Origin of the sequence: Carboxydocella thermautotrophica (assembly GCA_003054495.1) — a bacterium.
In the GTDB taxonomy this organism is placed as follows: Bacteria; Bacillota.
In genome coordinates this window covers 1,977,462-1,995,000 of the sequence record CP028514.1, presented here as the reverse complement: position 1 = coordinate 1,995,000, position 17,539 = coordinate 1,977,462, and the positions used below count along the sequence as shown (strand labels likewise).

General features: G+C 45.9%; 11 protein-coding genes, 1 tRNA gene and 2 rRNA genes (1 of these 14 running past the window's edge). All 14 read left to right on the top strand.

What is annotated here, in order from left to right:
• Positions 1-1,668: ribosomal RNA gene (locus tag CTH_RS09910) — 23S ribosomal RNA — on the top strand; it begins 1,877 nt to the left of the window's first position.
• 51 nt (positions 1,669-1,719) lie between these two features.
• Positions 1,720-1,794 (top strand) — tRNA-Asn (locus CTH_RS09905).
• Between the two features lies 1 nt (position 1,795).
• Positions 1,796-1,912: ribosomal RNA gene (gene rrf / locus CTH_RS09900) — 5S ribosomal RNA — on the top strand.
• A 137-nt stretch (positions 1,913-2,049) separates the two neighbouring features.
• The gene (locus CTH_RS09895) at positions 2,050-4,413 is read left to right on the top strand and encodes a DEAD/DEAH box helicase family protein (RefSeq protein ID WP_107753761.1); all 2,364 of its coding nucleotides are present in this window, start codon (positions 2,050-2,052) and stop codon (positions 4,411-4,413) included.
• On the top strand, positions 4,413-4,796 hold the full coding sequence (locus CTH_RS09890) for an HIT family protein (RefSeq protein WP_107753759.1): 384 nt from the start codon (positions 4,413-4,415) through the stop codon (positions 4,794-4,796). Before CTH_RS09895 ends, CTH_RS09890 begins: the two co-directional genes overlap by 1 nt.
• 2 nt (positions 4,797-4,798) lie before the next feature.
• Entirely contained in the window at positions 4,799-5,110 is a 312-nt protein-coding gene (locus CTH_RS09885) for a nucleoside triphosphate pyrophosphohydrolase (RefSeq protein WP_107753757.1), read from the top strand.
• Positions 5,111-5,202: 92 nt separating this feature from the next.
• The gene (locus CTH_RS09880) at positions 5,203-6,657 is read left to right on the top strand and encodes a Wadjet anti-phage system protein JetA family protein (RefSeq protein WP_107753755.1); all 1,455 of its coding nucleotides are present in this window, start codon (positions 5,203-5,205) and stop codon (positions 6,655-6,657) included.
• 4 nt (positions 6,658-6,661) lie between these two features.
• Positions 6,662-7,267 carry a DUF4194 domain-containing protein gene (locus CTH_RS09875; RefSeq protein WP_107753753.1) on the top strand — a complete coding sequence of 202 codons (606 nt, stop codon included), beginning with the start codon at positions 6,662-6,664 and terminating at the stop codon, positions 7,265-7,267.
• Positions 7,264-10,572, top strand: a complete 3,309-nt coding sequence (locus tag CTH_RS09870) for an ATP-binding protein (protein WP_107753751.1) — start codon at positions 7,264-7,266, stop codon at positions 10,570-10,572. The genes CTH_RS09875 and CTH_RS09870 overlap by 4 nt, the downstream gene beginning before the upstream one ends.
• 10 nt (positions 10,573-10,582) lie before the next feature.
• Entirely contained in the window at positions 10,583-11,824 is a 1,242-nt protein-coding gene (locus CTH_RS09865; RefSeq protein WP_107753749.1) for a Wadjet anti-phage system protein JetD domain-containing protein, read from the top strand.
• A 49-nt stretch (positions 11,825-11,873) separates the two neighbouring features.
• Positions 11,874-12,977: an RNA-directed DNA polymerase gene (locus CTH_RS09860; protein WP_107753747.1), complete on the top strand. Its 1,104-nt coding sequence runs from the start codon at positions 11,874-11,876 to the stop codon at positions 12,975-12,977.
• A gap of 311 nt (positions 12,978-13,288) precedes the next feature.
• On the top strand, positions 13,289-14,728 hold the full coding sequence (locus CTH_RS09855) for a carbon-nitrogen hydrolase family protein (RefSeq protein ID WP_107753745.1): 1,440 nt from the start codon (positions 13,289-13,291) through the stop codon (positions 14,726-14,728).
• Positions 14,729-15,229: 501 nt separating this feature from the next.
• Positions 15,230-16,369 (top strand): glycerate kinase, encoded by a 1,140-nt coding sequence (locus tag CTH_RS09845; protein ID WP_107753743.1) that lies wholly within the window; start codon positions 15,230-15,232, stop codon positions 16,367-16,369.
• Positions 16,366-17,532 carry an acyltransferase gene (locus tag CTH_RS09840; RefSeq protein ID WP_107753740.1) on the top strand — a complete coding sequence of 389 codons (1,167 nt, stop codon included), beginning with the start codon at positions 16,366-16,368 and terminating at the stop codon, positions 17,530-17,532. The genes CTH_RS09845 and CTH_RS09840 overlap by 4 nt, the downstream gene beginning before the upstream one ends.
• Positions 17,533-17,539: the final 7 nt, after the last annotated feature.

Sequence of the window (17,539 nt, the reverse complement as noted above, 5' to 3'; positions counted from 1 at the left end):
CATGGAAGTGAGAATGCCGGTATAAGTATGCGAAAAGGCAGGTGAGAATCCTGCCCGCCGAAAACCTGAGGTTTCCTGGGGAAGGCTCGTCCGCCCAGGGTAAGTCGGGACCTAAGCCGAGGCCGAAGAGGCGTAGGTGATGGACAATCGGTTGAAAATCCGATACCACCATACAACCGATATTACGAAGGGGTGACGCAGGAGGCTAGGGAGAGCCGGTGAATGGAAGGACCGGTCCAAGCCCGTAGGGAGTGAGGCAGGCAAATCCGCCTCACGGAAATCCTGAGAGGTGAAGGGGAGCCCGTAAGGGCGAAGCTTCTGACGCCAAACTGCCGAGAAAAGCCTCTAAGGAGGGGGTATGGTGCCCGTACCGGAAACCGACACAGGTAGGTGAGGAGAGAATCCTAAGGCGAGCGAGAGAACCCTCGTTAAGGAACTCGGCAAAATGACTCCGTAACTTCGGGAGAAGGAGTGCCGCTAGATGTGAAGGGCTGCGCGCCTGGAGCATAGAGCGGTCGCAGAGAAGAGGCCCAAGCGACTGTTTACCAAAAACACAGGTCCCTGCCAAAGCGAAAGCTGACGTATAGGGGCTGACGTCTGCCCGGTGCCGGAAGGTTAAGGGGAAAGGTTAGCTGAGAGGCGAAGCTTTGAACCGAAGCCCCGGTAAACGGCGGCCGTAACTATAACGGTCCTAAGGTAGCGAAATTCCTTGTCGGGTAAGTTCCGACCCGCACGAAAGGCGTAACGACTTGGGCGCTGTCTCAACGAGGGGCTCGGCGAAATTGTAGTACACGTGAAGATGCGTGTTACCTGCGACAGGACAGAAAGACCCCGTGGAGCTTTACTGTAGCCTGACATTGGATTTTGGTATTGCATGTACAGGATAGGTGGGAGACTGGGAAGCTTAGGCGCCAGCCTAAGTGGAGTCGGTGGTGGGATACCACCCTTGTGATATTGAAGTTCTAACCCGAACTCGTGAGCCGGGTAGGGGACAGTGTCAGGTGGGCAGTTTGACTGGGGCGGTCGCCTCCTAAAGAGTAACGGAGGCGCCCAAAGGTTCCCTCAGCGCGAATGGAAAACGCGCGGAGAGTGCAAAGGCAGAAGGGAGCTTGACTGTGAGACCGACGGGTCGAGCAGGGACGAAAGTCGGGCTTAGTGATCCGGTGGTACCGAGTGGAAGGGCCATCGCTCAACGGATAAAAGCTACCCCGGGGATAACAGGCTTATCTCCCCCAAGAGTCCACATCGACGGGGAGGTTTGGCACCTCGATGTCGGCTCATCGCATCCTGGGGCTGAAGTAGGTCCCAAGGGTTGGGCTGTTCGCCCATTAAAGCGGTACGCGAGCTGGGTTCAGAACGTCGTGAGACAGTTCGGTCCCTATCCGTCGCAGGCGGAGGAAATTTGAGAGGAGCTGTCCCTAGTACGAGAGGACCGGGATGGACAGACCGCTGGTGTACCAGTTGTTCCGCCAGGAGCAATCGCTGGGTAGCCAAGTCTGGACGGGATAAGCGCTGAAAGCATCTAAGCGCGAAGTCCACCTCAAGATAAGATTTCCCACTGGGAAAACCAGGTAAGACCCCTGGAAGAAGACCAGGTAGATAGGCCGGGAGTGTAAGAGCCGCAAGGCTTTGAGCGGACCGGTACTAATAGGTCGAGGTCTTAACCTCAAAAGAACTCTGTGCGGTTTTGAGGGAGCAATCCCTTGAATTGAATAATGTTCCCCGATAGCTCAATGGTAGAGCGCCCGGCTGTTAACCGGTAGGTTGCAGGTTCGAGTCCTGCTCGGGGAGCCAGTCCGGTGGCAATGGCGGTGGGGCAACACCCGTACCCATACCGAACACGGCAGTTAAGCCCACCAGCGCCGATGGTACTTGGACCGCAGGGTCCTGGGAGAGTAGGTCGTTGCCGGACAAAGAACCCCTCTGATCAGAAGATTAGAGGGGTTTTGTATTTCATCGCAGTTTCAGGTAAGGAAAATAAAAGGAATTGCTTGGAATTTGTCGAATTGATATTCAAATCTAATTTTGAGAGCCGAAGGGGGCAAGCCGATGCCGGGAAATGCAATTACCGGAGAAGAGCATGGCCTAATATATTATCTATCTAAAGATTTACAGGAAGCTAAAATGGTAAAACTAATTGTTTCTTTTCTAATGGAGCAAGGAGCTGAATTGCTGGTAAATGACTTAAAAACCCTGGCTGCAAAGGGAGTCCCAATTCGCATTTTAACCGGACGATATCTTAATATAACTGAACCGTCGGCAGTTTACTTGCTGAAAAAAGAACTAGGAGACAGCCTGGATATCCGTTTTTTTAACCGACAAAATGTCTCTTTTCACCCTAAGGCTTACATTATTGAAAAGAAAAAGGCTGGGGTAATCTATATAGGTTCGTCTAATCTTTCCCGCTCCGCGTTAACTAATGGGGTAGAATGGAATTTCCGGTTGGAGGAGCAGGTGGCTCCTGAAGATTATGCTCAGTTTGTTGCCGCCTTTGACCGGTTATTTGAAAGGCAGTCGGAGAAGGTTACGGATGAAGTTTTGATGGAATATGCTGCAAACTGGCGCAGGACTATTTTTAGCGAAGACCGTCCACAGACGGAAGAAATAGTAAGGCCAAGAGGGGCACAGATTGAAGCTTTATATAATTTGGCTGAGTGCAGAAGAAATGGCTATAAAAAAGGGTTAGTGGTTGCTGCAACAGGTATAGGCAAAACATATCTTGCGGCTTTTGATAGTAAAAAATATGCCAGAGTGCTGTTTCTAGCCCACAAAGAAGAGATTTTACGACAGGCAGAGGCTAGCTTCGCTAAAGTTCGTCCTGGAGCAAAGACTGGCTTTTTCTCTGGGCAGGAGAAAACGCTTGATGCTGAGCTGCTTTTTGCAACTGTGCAAACCCTGGGCCAAGAACGTTATTTAAAGCCGGAAGTGTTTTCTCCCGACTATTTTGACTACATTGTTGTGGATGAATTTCATCATGCAGCGGCTGATAGCTATTTACGTGTGCTAAATTACTTCAGGCCCAAGTTTTTATTAGGACTTACGGCAACCCCGTACCGGATGGATAATAGGGATATTTTTGCTTTCTGCGACAATAATGTTGTTTATGAAATTTACCTGGCTGATGCCATTAATCGTGGACTGCTGGTACCTTTCCGCTATTATGCTTTTTATGATGATACTGATTATGACCGAATCGCTTTCAGAAATGGTCATTATGATATTAAACAACTGGAAGCAGCCCTTTCACAAAACCGCAGAGCAGGTCTGGTTCTAGAAAAGTATAAAATGTTTCAGAAAGAGAAGGCAATAGGTTTCTGTGCGGGTATTCGTCATGCAGAGTATATGGCGGAATATTTTAATCAGCATAAGGTTCCGGCTGCGGTGGTACACAGTGGGCCTTCTGAGTCCAGATGCTATCTGCCCCGACAGGAAGCAATTAGCCAGCTGGTGGAAGGCAAACTTAAGGTAATTTTTACCGTCGACATGTTTAATGAAGGCGTAGATATTCCAACAGTAGATATGGTTATGTTCTTACGACCGACTGAGTCATATGTTGTCTTTTTACAGCAGCTGGGTCGAGGTTTGCGTAAGGCAGAAAATAAAGAATATCTGACGGTGTTGGATTTCATCGGTAACTATAAGCGAGCCCATCATATTCCTTATTTATTAGCTGGGAAAAACCCCATGGCTGTTGAGGGGAAGAAATTTAGATTACCTCATGAAATTGATTTTCCAGAAGGCTGTATAGTAAATTTTGATTTCAAACTCATTGACCTTTTCCAGGAACTGCGGAAACGGGATCCGCTGACACAAAGGCTTAAAGACGAGTTCTGGCGGCTTCAGGATGAGTTGGGGCGCCGGCCCACAAGACTGGATATTTACCTTGGCAGCGATATACCCCTTCGCCACTTCCTTAATATGGACGGTTGGCTGGGTTTTTTGGCCAGTATCGACCAACTGACAGCAGAAGAGCAAAACTGGCTTAACAATAATGTTGCTGCATTTTTAAGAGAACTGGAGAAAACCAGTATGACTAAGTCGTATAAAATTCCTACTTTGCTCAGCTTTATTGAAGACGATAGGTTATTACACAGTGTAAATAAATCAAGGTTGATACATGTATGGCGTGAATATTATTCTGATCCAGTACATGAGCAGGATATGGTCAGGGACAAAACCACCAGAACCTGGAGAAACTGGGATGATGAAAAACTGGCCCGACTGGCAATCCGTAATCCGGTTTTTTACTTATCGCAAGGCCGGTTTTTCCACTTCGATGAAATTAACCAGGTATTTACCTTAGACAGTTCCATTGTGGAACATATTAGTCCGTTATTGGCGGAACATGTCAGGGATATTTTGACCTGGCGCAGCACTGAGTATTTTGCGACACGATATAGAAGGGGTGAGTAATGATGGATTGTATTTTTTGTCAGCTGCCGAAAGAAACCTTTATTGCTGAAAATGAGCTTGCAGTTGCTATTTTTGACAAGTTTCCTGTTAATCCTGGGCATACGCTGGTAATTCCCAAGCGTCATTTTGCAAATTTTTTTGAGGCGACTGGAGAAGAAATAATGGCTATTTATGATTTGTTACAGGAAGTAAAAAGAATACTTGAAACGCAATTCAAGCCCGATGGCTATAATGTTGGAATAAACATAGGGCAAGTAGCTGGACAGACTATCATGCATCTGCATGTCCATGTCATTCCCCGTTATCAGGGGGATGTGGATAAGCCCCGCGGTGGGATAAGAAACTTGAAGCCCAATTTAGTACCTTATGCGGAGGAACTGTAGAGATGAAGGTTTATAATAAACTGGTGAGAGATCGTATACCAGAAATCATTGAACAGACCGGCAAAAAGGTGGAGTATCAGATAGTGGAAGATAACGGGAAAGTGATCAGGCTGCTGGAGGAGAAGTTGCTGGAGGAATGGCAGGAGTATAAGGAGAGCGGGAGTGTAGAGGAGATTGCCGACCTGCTGGAGGTGTTGTTTGCTATAGCCGAGAGGAAAGGGATAAGCAGGGATGAGTTATTGGAGCTGGCAAGAAAGAAGGCAGAGGAACGAGGGGGGTTTAGGAGAGGGGTGGTTTTGATTGGAACATATTGATAATTGTTGCTTAAATCGATAATTTAAGAAGGAATCCACTTTCATCAGGGCGAACTAAAAATACTGACAAATCGCCAAAAAGGAAGGTTCTAATGAAGCCAGAGCTAAACCTCTTCGCTGTTATTCCTGAAAAATTTTTCAGCGTCCTGGCCAGTCCCCTTAAAGAGGACTATGCTAATATCCTCTTCCGCATTTTCCACCAGTACCGGTTGACCAATTTCGGTTTATCCAGGGAAGTTTTGCTGGATATCATCATCGATTACCTGGAGGAAAAGGCGGAAGATGAACAATTTACCCGTCTGCTCGATGAAAGCGTCTGGGAAGAAAGCCTGGACCTGGGCAGCTCGCCTCGGGACCGGGCCAGCTTTGTTTTGCGCAAACTGGAGGAAACGGGCTGGATTACCAGAGAAACCCTGGTCAATTATGAAGAATATATCAATCTCACCGATTATGCCATTCAAATCCTGGACTTGCTGGACAAAATCCGCAAAAACCACCGGGCGGAATACCAGGGTTATGTATTTGCTACCTATACTTTACTTTACACCGAGGAGGCCAGCCGGCAGGGGGCCCTGGCCCTGGAAAAGGCCTATGAGCAGACGGAAGCCCTGCTCAACGGGCTGAAGGCGTTAAGTCATAATATCAAGCGCTATATTGAACGGGTTCAGGATGAACTGGATCCGAAGGCCATCTTGCGCCTGCATTTTGAAGATTATAAGGCGGAGATTCTGGACCGCAGTTATCACCGGTTGAAAACATCGGATAACGTTTCCCGCTATCGGCCTAAAATCGTGGACAGGATCAACCAGTGGTACAATGATGAAAACTGGGTACAGGAAGCGGCAGTCCATGAGGTGCAGCGCCGGCGCCAGGGGGAGCTGACCATAGAGGAGGCGCGAGAGCTGATTTATGGGCGCATGGATTTTATCCGACAAACCTACCTCAACCTGGATCAACTGCTGGAGGAAATCGATCGGCGCAATTCCCAGTATGCCAGTGCCTCTCTGTTGCAGATTCAGTACCGGCTGAACAGCAGCCAGAACCTGGAGGGGCAAATTCTTTCCCTTTTGCAGTACCTGGCCCAGTTGTTAACCGAACAGGCAGCCCGGGGAGATGATGATTTGCCAGCGGCCATGGCTGGATTGTTCAGCCTGTACAGCCAGTCTTATCTGGATGAAAAATCCCTTTATACTCCCCGCCGGGCAGCGCGACAGCACCAGCCGGCAGAAGTGGTGGAAGCGGTTACAGTGGACGAGCGGGTTCGGGCCCAACGGGTGGCGGAACTGCAGGCGCGCCTGGCGGAAAAGCTGACCCGGGACAAAATCAACCGCTATGTGCTGGAGAAACTGGGCGAACGGGAGATGATCCGGGCCGAGGAGCTGGGTATCGAGGCCATGGAGGATTACCTCAAATTGATTTACACGGCAGTCTATGGCCGTTCACAGCGGGTGGACTACCGGGTGGAGTATAGTGGACCGCGGGTAACAGCGGCAGAAGGAGCTTTTGAATTCAAAAATATCGTCATCCGGCGGCGGAAGGGAAGATAACAGGATGAACTGGTATACCCGTTATGAGGGATTGAATAACAGTGACAAAGGGGAATTTACCCGGGTGGTAAATTTATTACTTGCGGTGACTTTTGTCAATAAAAAGCATCCAGACCAGCGCCGGGATTATTATTTCATCGAACGGCATGAGGAACTGTTTCGCCAGTATTTGGCCCTGGCCGGCTGGGAGCTGCGACATGATGCTGTCCACGGCGTTTACCAGGCTGTCAACAGTCAGGACTTCAATCGCTTGCGGCTGAAGCTGGAGGAGAGCATTATTCTTCTGCTCATCCGGTTGATCTATGAGGAAAAACGCAAGGAGCTGCATCTATCTGAACACATTAGTTTCCGGGTGAGGGAGTTGCAGGAAAAATATGCTGCCCTGAAAATCAGCAAACGGCCTATCAATAAAAAGTCTTTGCGGGAAGGGTTGGCCCTGTTTAAGCGTTTTCATCTACTTGAGGTTCTGGATGGGGATGTGACCGACCCGGAATGCCGCCTCTTAATCTATCCGGCTATTTTGCTGGCAGTCAGGGTAGAGGATGTGCGCCAGGTTTATGAGCGACTGAGCGCCTATGGGGAAGATGGGGAAGAAGGAGAAGCAGAATGAAAGATTTGACGGGGATTAAACTGATCAACTGGCATTATTTTACCAATGAAACCATTCGTATCAAGAACAGTGTACTTTTGACCGGGGACAATGGCTCGGGAAAGTCTACCATTCTGGATGCCATGCAATATGTGCTGGTGGCTGATTTGCGCAAAATCAAATTCAATGTTTCTGCCCATGATGAGACCAAACGGGATCTTTTGGGCTATTTGCGCTGTAAAACCGGCAATGACCGCAGTGATGGCAGGAAGTTTTTGCGCCAGGGGGATATTACTTCTTTTGTGGTCCTGGAATTTTTTGATACTGACAAACAAAAGCCCTTTCTGCTGGGGGTGGTGGCTGATTCCTATGCCGATGACATCAACTGGGACAGCCGCTTTTTTAAAATTGAAAACCAGGCCCTTGCGGATGAGTTGTTTTTCCTGCCCGGCACCAGACGACCGAGGAATATCAAGGCCTTTCGGGACCATTTAAAAAAATTGCCCGGTGCTACCCTTTATCCTTCCGCTGACCAGTATCGGCGGGATTTGCTGCAAAAATTGGGTTCTTTAAATGAACGTTTTTTTGAGCTGCTGGTCAAAGCCATTTCCTTTAAGCCCATTACCGATATCCGGGAGTTTGTCTACAATTATGTCCTGGATGCCAAACCCATTCAGATCGAGGCCATGGTGGAAAACTTCCGCCGTTACAGCGAATACCGCAATCTGGCCCGGCAGACCAGAGAAAAGATTGAGGACCTGACTGCGATTCTGGACCGGTATCAGGAAATCCGGAACCAGCAGGAGACGGCCCGGATGCAGGAGTATATCATCAAAGGGGCTACTGCCGTCGGTCTCAGGGCTGAGCTGGAAGCCAATCTGCGCGACAGCGCCCGGAAAGAAGAAGATTTAAACCGGATCAAAAGCGAGCTGGCCGGGCTGGCCAACCGGGAAGAGGTTCTGGAAGGGGAATGTAACGGCTACCGGGAAGCACTGGCTGCCAGTAGCACTTACCAGTTGATTAAAGACCTGGAAAGGGAGATCAACTGGCTGGAGGTGGAGGAAAAACGGCTGGAGCAGGACAGGCAAATGCTGCAGGAACTTGCCGCTGCTGAGCTGGCTTCTCTGCGGCGCTTGCTGGCAGCCAATTGTCTAACTGAATCAGAAAAACTGACCCTGGCTCCTTTGCCGCCTCTCCTGACGGCCTTGAGTCAGGGCCAGGGCGGGGAGGAAGCGGCAGCGGTTCTGGCGGCCGGTTTGGCTGCCCTCAAAGAGGTCCAGGCCCGGCTGGACCAGGAGATCTGGACCCTGAAAGGCCGGTTGCAGGAACTGACAGAAAGGGAAGAAAAGTTACGGTCAGAACTGGCCCAGTTGCGCCAGGGACGGTTTGCCTATGACCGGCGGATTACCGATTTACAGGCCGTGATTCGCCAGGGCTTCCGCCAGGATAAGGGGCTGGAAGTGGAAGTATCGATTCTCTGCGAATTGCTGGAAATCAGGGATGAAAAATGGCGGGATGCCGTCGAAGGCTTTTTAAATACCCAGCGCTTCGATCTGCTGGTGGAACCCCGGTATTTTGACTATGCCCTGACCCTGTATGAACGCTATAAAAGGCAGAAAGGGATTTCCGGTGTGGGCCTGGTTAATACCCGGGCGGTGGAAAAATTTATCGACCGCGTGGAAGCCAATGCCCTGGCTGAAGAAGTACTGACGGATAATCCTTATGCTCGTGGTTATGTCAACCAGTTACTGGGCAATGTGATCAAATGTGAAACAGAACAGGAGTTGAAATATCACCGCCGGGCCATCACTCCCACCTGTATGACTTACCAGAACAATACTGCTCGTCAGATAAACTTTAAAGTCTATGAAACCCCCTATATCGGTGAAAAAGCTATTCCCAAACAAATCGCCAAAAAGGAAGGGGAACTGGCTGAACTGGTACGGGAACGGGAACAGCTGGCTGCTATGCTGGCGGAGCGGGAAAGCTGGCGGCGGGAAACGGCGGATAAAGAAGGCAGCTACGCCAAATTAACAGACCGCTTATCTGCTATTACCCGCCTGGCGGCGATACGAGATGAACTGGCTGCTAAACGGGCAGAGCTGGACCGGGTGGATCGCTCGGATCTGGAGGCTCTGCAGGGTCAACTGGCTTTACGGCAGGCGGAACTGAAACAGGTGCGGGAACAGATTAATTTACGCAACCGGGAAGCAGGGGCGGCAGAAGAAGCATTGAAGCGGGCCCGTAATCTGCAGCTGGAGTTAAAGCTGCAAGCCGAGGCAGCAGAAGCGGAATGGGAAGAGTTCAAAAGGCGTTATCCCGAACTGGCGGTCCGGGGTGAGGAACGTTTGCAGAAAGAGCTGGCCCGCAAAAAGCCGCGGGAAGTGGCGGAAAGTTTTCGCATCAACTACCAGGGCCTGCTAACCCAGATCAATACCAAACAGCAGCAGTTAATGAGCTTGCAGAGCCAGTACAACAACCGATGGCATTTCGGTGGCCGGATTGACGGGAACGATATCGCGGAATACCGGGCGGAATATCAAAAGCTGGCGGACAGCGAGTTACCGGAATACGAGGAAAAAATCCTGCAGGCTCAAAAAGAGGCTGAGGAGGAATTTAAGGAACATTTCATCTACAAACTAAAGGAAAATATTGAACTGGCTCAATCCCAGTTCAACACCCTCAATGATGCCCTGAAAGATATTGCTTTTGGTTCTGACAAATACCGCTTTCTGGTTACTCCCAGCCAGAAGTACAAGCGGTTTTATGATATGATTATGGACACTGATTTGCTGGGCGGTGGCGAATCCCTTTTTGCTTCTCATTTCAGGGAACGGCACCGGGAAGCCATGGACGAGCTGTTTGAGCGCATGGAAAATCAGCACCTGGAAGCGGTAAAAGAAAACGTGGAGTTGTTTACTGACTATCGCACTTTTCTGGATTATGATATTAAGATTTACCATGCCAATGGCGAGGTTTCTACCTTTTCTAAGGTTTGTCGGGAGAAATCCGGTGGTGAGACCCAAACTCCCTATTATGTAGCGATTGTAGCTTCCTTCCTGCAATTATACCGGCTGAAGCACAATCGGGCGGCGGTGCGCCTGGTTATGTTTGATGAAGCCTTTAACCGCATGGACAGCGACCGGGTGGAAAATTTCCTGCGCTTTTTGCGGGACCTGGGCTTACAGGCCCTGATCGCTGCTCCTACCGATAAATGTGAATATATTGCCCCCTATGTCGGCACCACCTTATTAGTGATGCGGGATGGCCATAGCAGCTGGATCGAGAATTATAAAGTGCTGAAGGAAGAGATGCTCCGCCGTTAGGAGGTCAGCGATGAATCAGTATAGCCGTCAGATTCTGCATACTCTTTTAGACAAATATGAAAACAGCGGCAGTTACCGGGGCACCAGCACCAGGCCCCGCCGGCTATTTTACCGATTTACTCCCCGGACCTTGCCAGCCTATTTTGATGATACTTCAGCCCGGCAGAAAGAGGAAATTAACAGCGATATGATCCATTTGGCTGAAGCAGGGGTAATCGAGATTTTCTGGGTGAAACATGAGGAAGGCAATCTCATCCAGAAAGTGGCCCTGAGAATAGAAGGCTTACCCACTGCCTTTCATCTGCTCAGGCGTACGCCGCGCCAGAGCCGGGAAGAGAGTATGCTGGCCCTGGTCCGCAATTACCGGGGCCAGGGTCCCGCCTGGCTGGAAAACTTTCTGGCCTGGCTGGAGGAGCGGCTGCTGCTTCGGGAAGGCATTAGTCCATATCTGGACTTGCATGACATGGAAACAGCCGACCGGGTTCTGACTGCCCTGCAGGCCCTGACAGAGCTACAGGAAGAAACGCCCGAGCGGGTATTCAGCCTGCGGGTGCTGGGACATAGTAAAGCCTGGGCGGCTATTGCTCAGAGGGTCCTGCGGATAGTGCGGGATTTTCACGGGGGTTGGGGCCTGGAGGAGGCCCGGGAGGTCTGGGCGGAATTTGGTCTGGTGGCCAATCCCCAGCATATTTTTGTTCATGGTAACCTCACCCTGCAAGTAGCCGGTGGGATAGTGGAAACCCGCCTTTTCCAGCCTGATCTGGGTCTTTCTGCCCAGCTGATTCAAAATATGCAGGTGCTGGACGTCCAGGCAGACTTCCTCATCACCATCGAGAATTTGACTTCTTTTTATCAATTCATTCGCAAACATCCGGGCCAATATGTGGCAGTCTACCTGGGCGGTTACCACAACCGGTTACGGAGGGAGTTTTTGCAGAAAATCCAGCGTTGCCTGCTGGAGCAGGGCCGGGAGATTCCCTGTTATCACTGGGGGGATATCGATTACGGCGGCTTTGATATTTTCCGCCACCTGGCTGAACACAGTTTACTGCCGCTCAATCCCTATCTGATGGATTCCGAGACCTTGCTGCGGCATCGCCATTTGGCCCTTGCCATCAGTGATGCTTATGCCCGGCGCCTGGCGGGGTTGCTGGATAAGCCAGGATTTGAGGCGTTTCGCGAGGTGATAGAGGTGATGCTGCGGGAAAGAATCCGGCTGGAGCAGGAATCGGTGGAGGTAATTGTGAATTAGTCATAATAAATTATTATATTGGAGATAATATTTATGGAGGGGAGATTTAGTGAATGCTATTAGACTTACCGAAATTCATGAAGCATATAGAAAATTAAAATCATATGTTTATTATGATAAAAATTCATTATTTTTAAGAAATCAAATAGCTGAGTTTGAATCTAGTGCCGATTTTAAAAATAAATTTGATGATTTATGTAAAGCAATAAATAATAACGATAAATGCTACTTTACAAAACTTTATAATAAGATCAATTATAAAATTTTACCAAAAAAAATTAAATTAGAAGCTTTTGAAAATGATAGTTTAATTATTACTAATAGATATGAAAATAATAATTATACTGTTTTAAGATATACTTTGTTTATTGATGCCCCAATAGAATTACATATCATTTCAGTTCTTTGGATTCAAAAAATAGGTTATTTATTAGAGGAAAAAGAAAATAAAAACACTTATGCATATAAATTGCAAATAGACGAAAAAACAGGAAAGGTAAAAAATGGAATAAAGCTCTATAAACCATATTTTATTCAATATCAAAAATGGAGAGACAATGGCATCAAAAAAGCTAAAAGTGCATTAAACGATAAAACTGATGTTTTAATTATGCAATTGGACATAAAGGATTACTTTAACTCAGTTTGTATTTCCTTTGAAAAAATTGAAGAAAAGTTAAAAGACAAGAAAGAGTACAAAGAAAATAAAATATTACACGAAAAATTGGAAGAGGTGCATTCGATTTATACTAATCTTTTATGTAACGACGAGCATATTGAAATTAATAAAAAGAACAATAAAGAATATTTACTACCAATAGGCTTATTGTCTTCTGGTATTTTAGCTAATTGGTATTTAAATGATTTTGATCAATTAATCTTAAAAGAGTTAAATCCATTATATTATGGGCGGTATGTAGATGATATATTAATTGTTTTATCAAATCCTGATAAAAAAATTTTAAAAGTTGATAATGATGAATCGTTGGATTATTATATGAATATTTATTTTAAAAACATAATAAAAAAAATTTCAGATAATGATTATGAAATAGTAAACAATAAACTATTAATTCAAAAAGAAAAAATAAAACTATATTTATTAGATACTAATTATTCTAAGGCCATTCTGGAAAATATTGAAAAAATATAAGAAAAAATAGTAGTGAATTTAGATTATTACCTGAAGATTTTAAAGTAAATATAGAATTTCAAGATGAGGCTTATAAAATATTATATGCTGATTCAATTTATAAATTAAGAAGTGTAGAAAGTTTTAAACATGATAAGTATGGAGCAACAACATATTTAGCAAAAAAAATTTTTTCATGTAAATTCTGGGATGGTGATGGAAAAGACATTAATTTAACAAAACAGCAAATATTATCTTTTTTTCAAGGAAGATTTTGTTTAGAATTTTATACACTTTGGGAAAGAATATTTACATACTTTTTTATTAATAATTTGATAGATGAAACAATACGCTTTTTTTACAGGGTAAAAGATTATATTGAAAAAATAATAGTCGAAAATAAAAACAAAACAAATGTAGAAAAATTAACTAAAAAAATAAAGGAAGATTTAATTGATTTTCTGCAGATTTCTATTAGTATGGCATTATCTTTGAATCTTAATTGCGAAATTTTTAAACAGTTCCCCGAAGAAGTAGCAAAGTATGCCCTAAATATAAGAACATCAAATCTGTTGCGACATGAACATGTTTTTTACCCATTACTGAATTATACAGAAAATATCAATCTTTTAGATAAATTATTAGTGAATAAGAAAAATATAAATTTTGATTTTGATGAAAAGAAAATTCAATTTTCACCTAGAATTGTACATATGCATGAAATAATGATTTTCTATATTTATGAAACTATACAAAGACAACCATTTGAATTTAATGAGAACTTTTTGAAAAAGATAGAAAATCAATATTATAAATTTAATAAACTGAATTTAGAAAATGTTATAATAGAAAAAAATGATATTGATTATATGTTGATAAAATGTCCAACAATAGAAAATATAAGCAAGCCAAGAATTGCGATTGCAAATATAGCAGTTTCCAAAATGGATTTAGAAAAGAATATTTCAATAAAAAATCCTAATCTTAGCTTTGAACGCATACAACAATTATTCAAATTACTAAATATTGTAGCTAAAGAGAAAAGTGATTTCTTTATAATGCCAGAGGTTTCTGTACCACTTGCTTGGCTACCTTTGATGGTAGAATACGCAAGAAAGCATCAAAAAGTAGTCATATTTGGTTTAGAACATTATTTATCCCCTAAGGATGAAGCGCACAACTATTTAGTCACATTATTACCTTATAAAAAAGATAATGGATATAAATCCGTTGTTGTTCATCTTCGTTTAAAGAAACATTATTCACCAGAGGAACAAAAAATCTTAAAAGGTTATGGGTATAAATTGCCATCAACTGATCATATTAATTTTCCTATATTTGTTTGGAAAGGTATATATTTTTCTTGTTATAACTGTTTTGAAATTGCAGATATACATCTTAGGGCAATGTTCAAATCGAAAGTAGATTTATTAATTGCCTCTGAATATAACCGTGATGTTAATTATTTTTCAAATATTGCGGAATCGATCACAAGAGATGTTCATTGTTATTTTGTGCAAGTGAATAGTTCGGATTTCGGTGATTCGCGAATCATTAAACCGTCCAAAACTGAAGAGCGTAACATTTTACAATTAAAAGGCGGAAATAACATAAGTATACTTGTTGGAAAGATAGATATAGAATCTTTAAGAAATTTCCAATTAAAGGAATATGAATTACAAAAAGATGAGAACGATGAGGCGTTTAAACCAACACCACCTGATTTTGACAAGAAATGGGTAAAAAAACGCATTAATTTACAAGAAAATTAGCATAATCTTAATTTGAGATCAAGAAACTAAAAAAAGAAAGAGCCCGTAATGACCTACGCTACAGCTACTGCAAATCCCTGCATAGCTGCCTGCAATCTTTCGACTGCAAACAACCATTACGGAACCTGCAATAACCTTTGCTCGACCATTACCAGTTCCTTAGAAGCCGTAGCCGACCTCTCGGCCGGATACGACCTCCAGCACCGAAAAGGAGCCTGCGGAACCAGTAATGATCTTAGCTCGACCACCCGGCATCCCTTTTGACCCTACCATGATCCTTCGGACCATGATAGAGCCTGACAGGACACTGGACAGTCTGCCCGCCGGCCAATACAGAGCCTTATCCGACCCTGTATTGACCTTTGGCCGACTATTACTGAGCCTTGCGACCCGGTAACAGTCTTGGCTCGGCCATTACGAACCCTTTCCGTTCATTATTGTCTCCAGCGGATAAGATAATATACAGCGAAACAAAAATTTTTTGCAAGGGTGATAGTCATCATGAGAGTACTGATCGTGCCTGATTCTTTTAAAGGAAGTTTGTCGGCCACGGCGGTGGCAGAAGCCATTCGGAGCGGCTGGCAAAGGGTGCGGCCGCAGGATGAGATAAAACTGATACCCATTGCTGATGGGGGTGAAGGGACAGTAGAGGCGCTGCTGACCGCGGTGGGCGGGGAAAAGGTAGATTGCGTTGTGCGGGGCCCCCTGGACCGGCCGGTACAGGCTTTTTACGGCTTGCTGAATGAGGGCCGAACAGCGGTTATCGAAATGGCAGCTGCTTCCGGGCTACATCTGGTACCGGTAGCGGAACGCAATCCCCTGCTGACCACTACCTCTGGTACAGGCCAGTTGATTAAGGCAGCCCTGGATCGCGGTTGCCGGCGGCTGATTATTGGTATCGGTGGCAGTGCCACCAATGATGGCGGAACGGGCATGGCTACCGCCCTGGGGGCCCGCTTCCTGGACCAGGAGGGCCGGGAATTGCCTCCCGGAGGAGGGGCCCTGGTCAATCTGTGGCAGGTGGACCTCTCGGGCCTTGACCCTCGAATCAAAGAGGTGGAAATCCTGGTGGCCTGTGATGTGACCAATCCGTTAATTGGTCCCCAGGGGGCCAGCCGGATCTATGGGCCGCAGAAAGGAGCAACTGCTGAGCAGGTGGAAATCCTGGAAGCAGGTTTAACTCGCCTGGCAAAAGTAGTGGAAGGAGAACTGGGAGTAGCAATTGCTGATTTACCCGGTGCCGGGGCGGCAGGGGGACTGGGTGGCGGTCTGGTGGCTTTCCTGGGAGCTCGTTTGCAACCGGGCTTTCCCTTGATTGCCCGGCAATGCCGGTTGCAGGAGTGGATAGATTGGGCAGAGCTGGTTATCACCGGGGAAGGTCAGCTGGATGGTCAGTCGGTTTATGGCAAAGTTCCGGTAGGAGTGGCGGCTATGGCTAAAGGTAAGCCCGTAATTGTGCTGGCCGGGTCCATCGGGCCGGGGGCGGAAAAAACCCTTACTGCTGGTATTACCGCCTACTTTTCTATTGTCAGGGGGCCGATGGCTCTGGCAGAAGCCATGGAACGCGGCCGGGAGCTACTGGTAGAGACGGCTGAACAAGTGGCCAGGATTTTAACAATCAAGAAGGCGGGGAACGGATGACAACTGACAGGGAAAGAATTGCGGAGTTAGATATATTACGGGGAGTCGCTTTTCTGGGTGTGGTTTTGCAACATGCGATTGGGATTTTTATCCGCAAACTGGATATATACCAGGAAGCGGCTCTGATTCTGGGATTGCTGTTTAATCTGGTGAAATTTGCAGTCCCGATGTTTGTCTTTATTTCCGGAGTTGGATTGCTTTACAATTACTATGAGCAACTTGACTATGCAGGTTTTATTAAAAAACGGAGCCGGGAAATTTTGTTTCCCTATCTCTTCTGGTCGTTGTTGTATTATTACCATTACTATGAGAAATTACCTCTGGATTCTCCCGGGTTGATACGATTCATGCAACAACTGGCAACGGGTAGTGCCGCTTACCATCTCTGGTTTGTAGTAATGATTTTTCAGGTATATCTCTTCTATCCCTTGATATTGCCCATTTATCGCTGGCTGAGACCAAGAGTCCAGAGCTATAAAAGCCTGTACATAATACTGGGAATGGCTGCTTTATTGTATACTGCTTTGATGGGGTTTTCCGCTTACATAGTTCCGGGTGGATATTTTAAATTTGAATCGAGTTTGCTGCAGCTAATTTTTATCAAATACAGGTCTATAAATTTTCTTTACTATAGTTTTTACTTTGTTCTTGGTAGCTTGGCGGCCTTTGCATTGGTGAAATGGCGTGACCTTGTGCTGCGCACCCTGGCCGGTAATAGTGTGGCTTTTGCCGGGCTATTCTTGTGGATTAGTTTAGAGCTTCTCCAGGGAGCAAGAAACGGAGTCGTTAATCTGGCTATATCTACTAGCTTAAAGCCCTCCATGTTTTTTTATACCGTCTCCTCGATTCTGCTGATTTATGGGTTAGCCTTATTAGTGACGAAATATAATCCACTGCTTCAACAAATTCTGAACGGGATAGGTCGCTATTCCTTTGGAGCCTATCTGGTTCATGCCCTGGCCCTGGACTATATTGTCAAACAGCTAACCTGGGCTACTCCGTCCAATTATCTGGAAATGACGCTGATAAGTTTTGGATTAACGGCGGTTGTCTCCTTTTTGTTAGCCTATTTGTCTCAGTACGTGCCTTTCGGGAAACTTGTTATGGGCAATGGCTCCAGGGGAAGAATAGAACTATTACAAAAAGGAACATTGTTCCGATAATCAGAAC

What these genes read in the sequence shown, in the direction of transcription:
- CTH_RS09845 (WP_107753743.1), top strand. Translation starts at nt 15,230, where the DNA reads ATGAGAGTACTGATCGTGCCTGATTCTTTTAAAGGAAGTTTGTCGGCC.
- CTH_RS09880 (WP_107753755.1), top strand. Translation starts at nt 5,203, where the DNA reads ATGAAGCCAGAGCTAAACCTCTTCGCTGTTATTCCTGAAAAATTTTTC.
- CTH_RS09885 (WP_107753757.1), top strand. Translation starts at nt 4,799, where the DNA reads ATGAAGGTTTATAATAAACTGGTGAGAGATCGTATACCAGAAATCATT.
- CTH_RS09840 (WP_107753740.1), top strand. Translation starts at nt 16,366, where the DNA reads ATGACAACTGACAGGGAAAGAATTGCGGAGTTAGATATATTACGGGGA.
- CTH_RS09895 (WP_107753761.1), top strand. Translation starts at nt 2,050, where the DNA reads ATGCCGGGAAATGCAATTACCGGAGAAGAGCATGGCCTAATATATTAT.
- CTH_RS09890 (WP_107753759.1), top strand. Translation starts at nt 4,413, where the DNA reads ATGATGGATTGTATTTTTTGTCAGCTGCCGAAAGAAACCTTTATTGCT.
- CTH_RS09875 (WP_107753753.1), top strand. Translation starts at nt 6,662, where the DNA reads ATGAACTGGTATACCCGTTATGAGGGATTGAATAACAGTGACAAAGGG.
- CTH_RS09870 (WP_107753751.1), top strand. Translation starts at nt 7,264, where the DNA reads ATGAAAGATTTGACGGGGATTAAACTGATCAACTGGCATTATTTTACC.
- CTH_RS09865 (WP_107753749.1), top strand. Translation starts at nt 10,583, where the DNA reads ATGAATCAGTATAGCCGTCAGATTCTGCATACTCTTTTAGACAAATAT.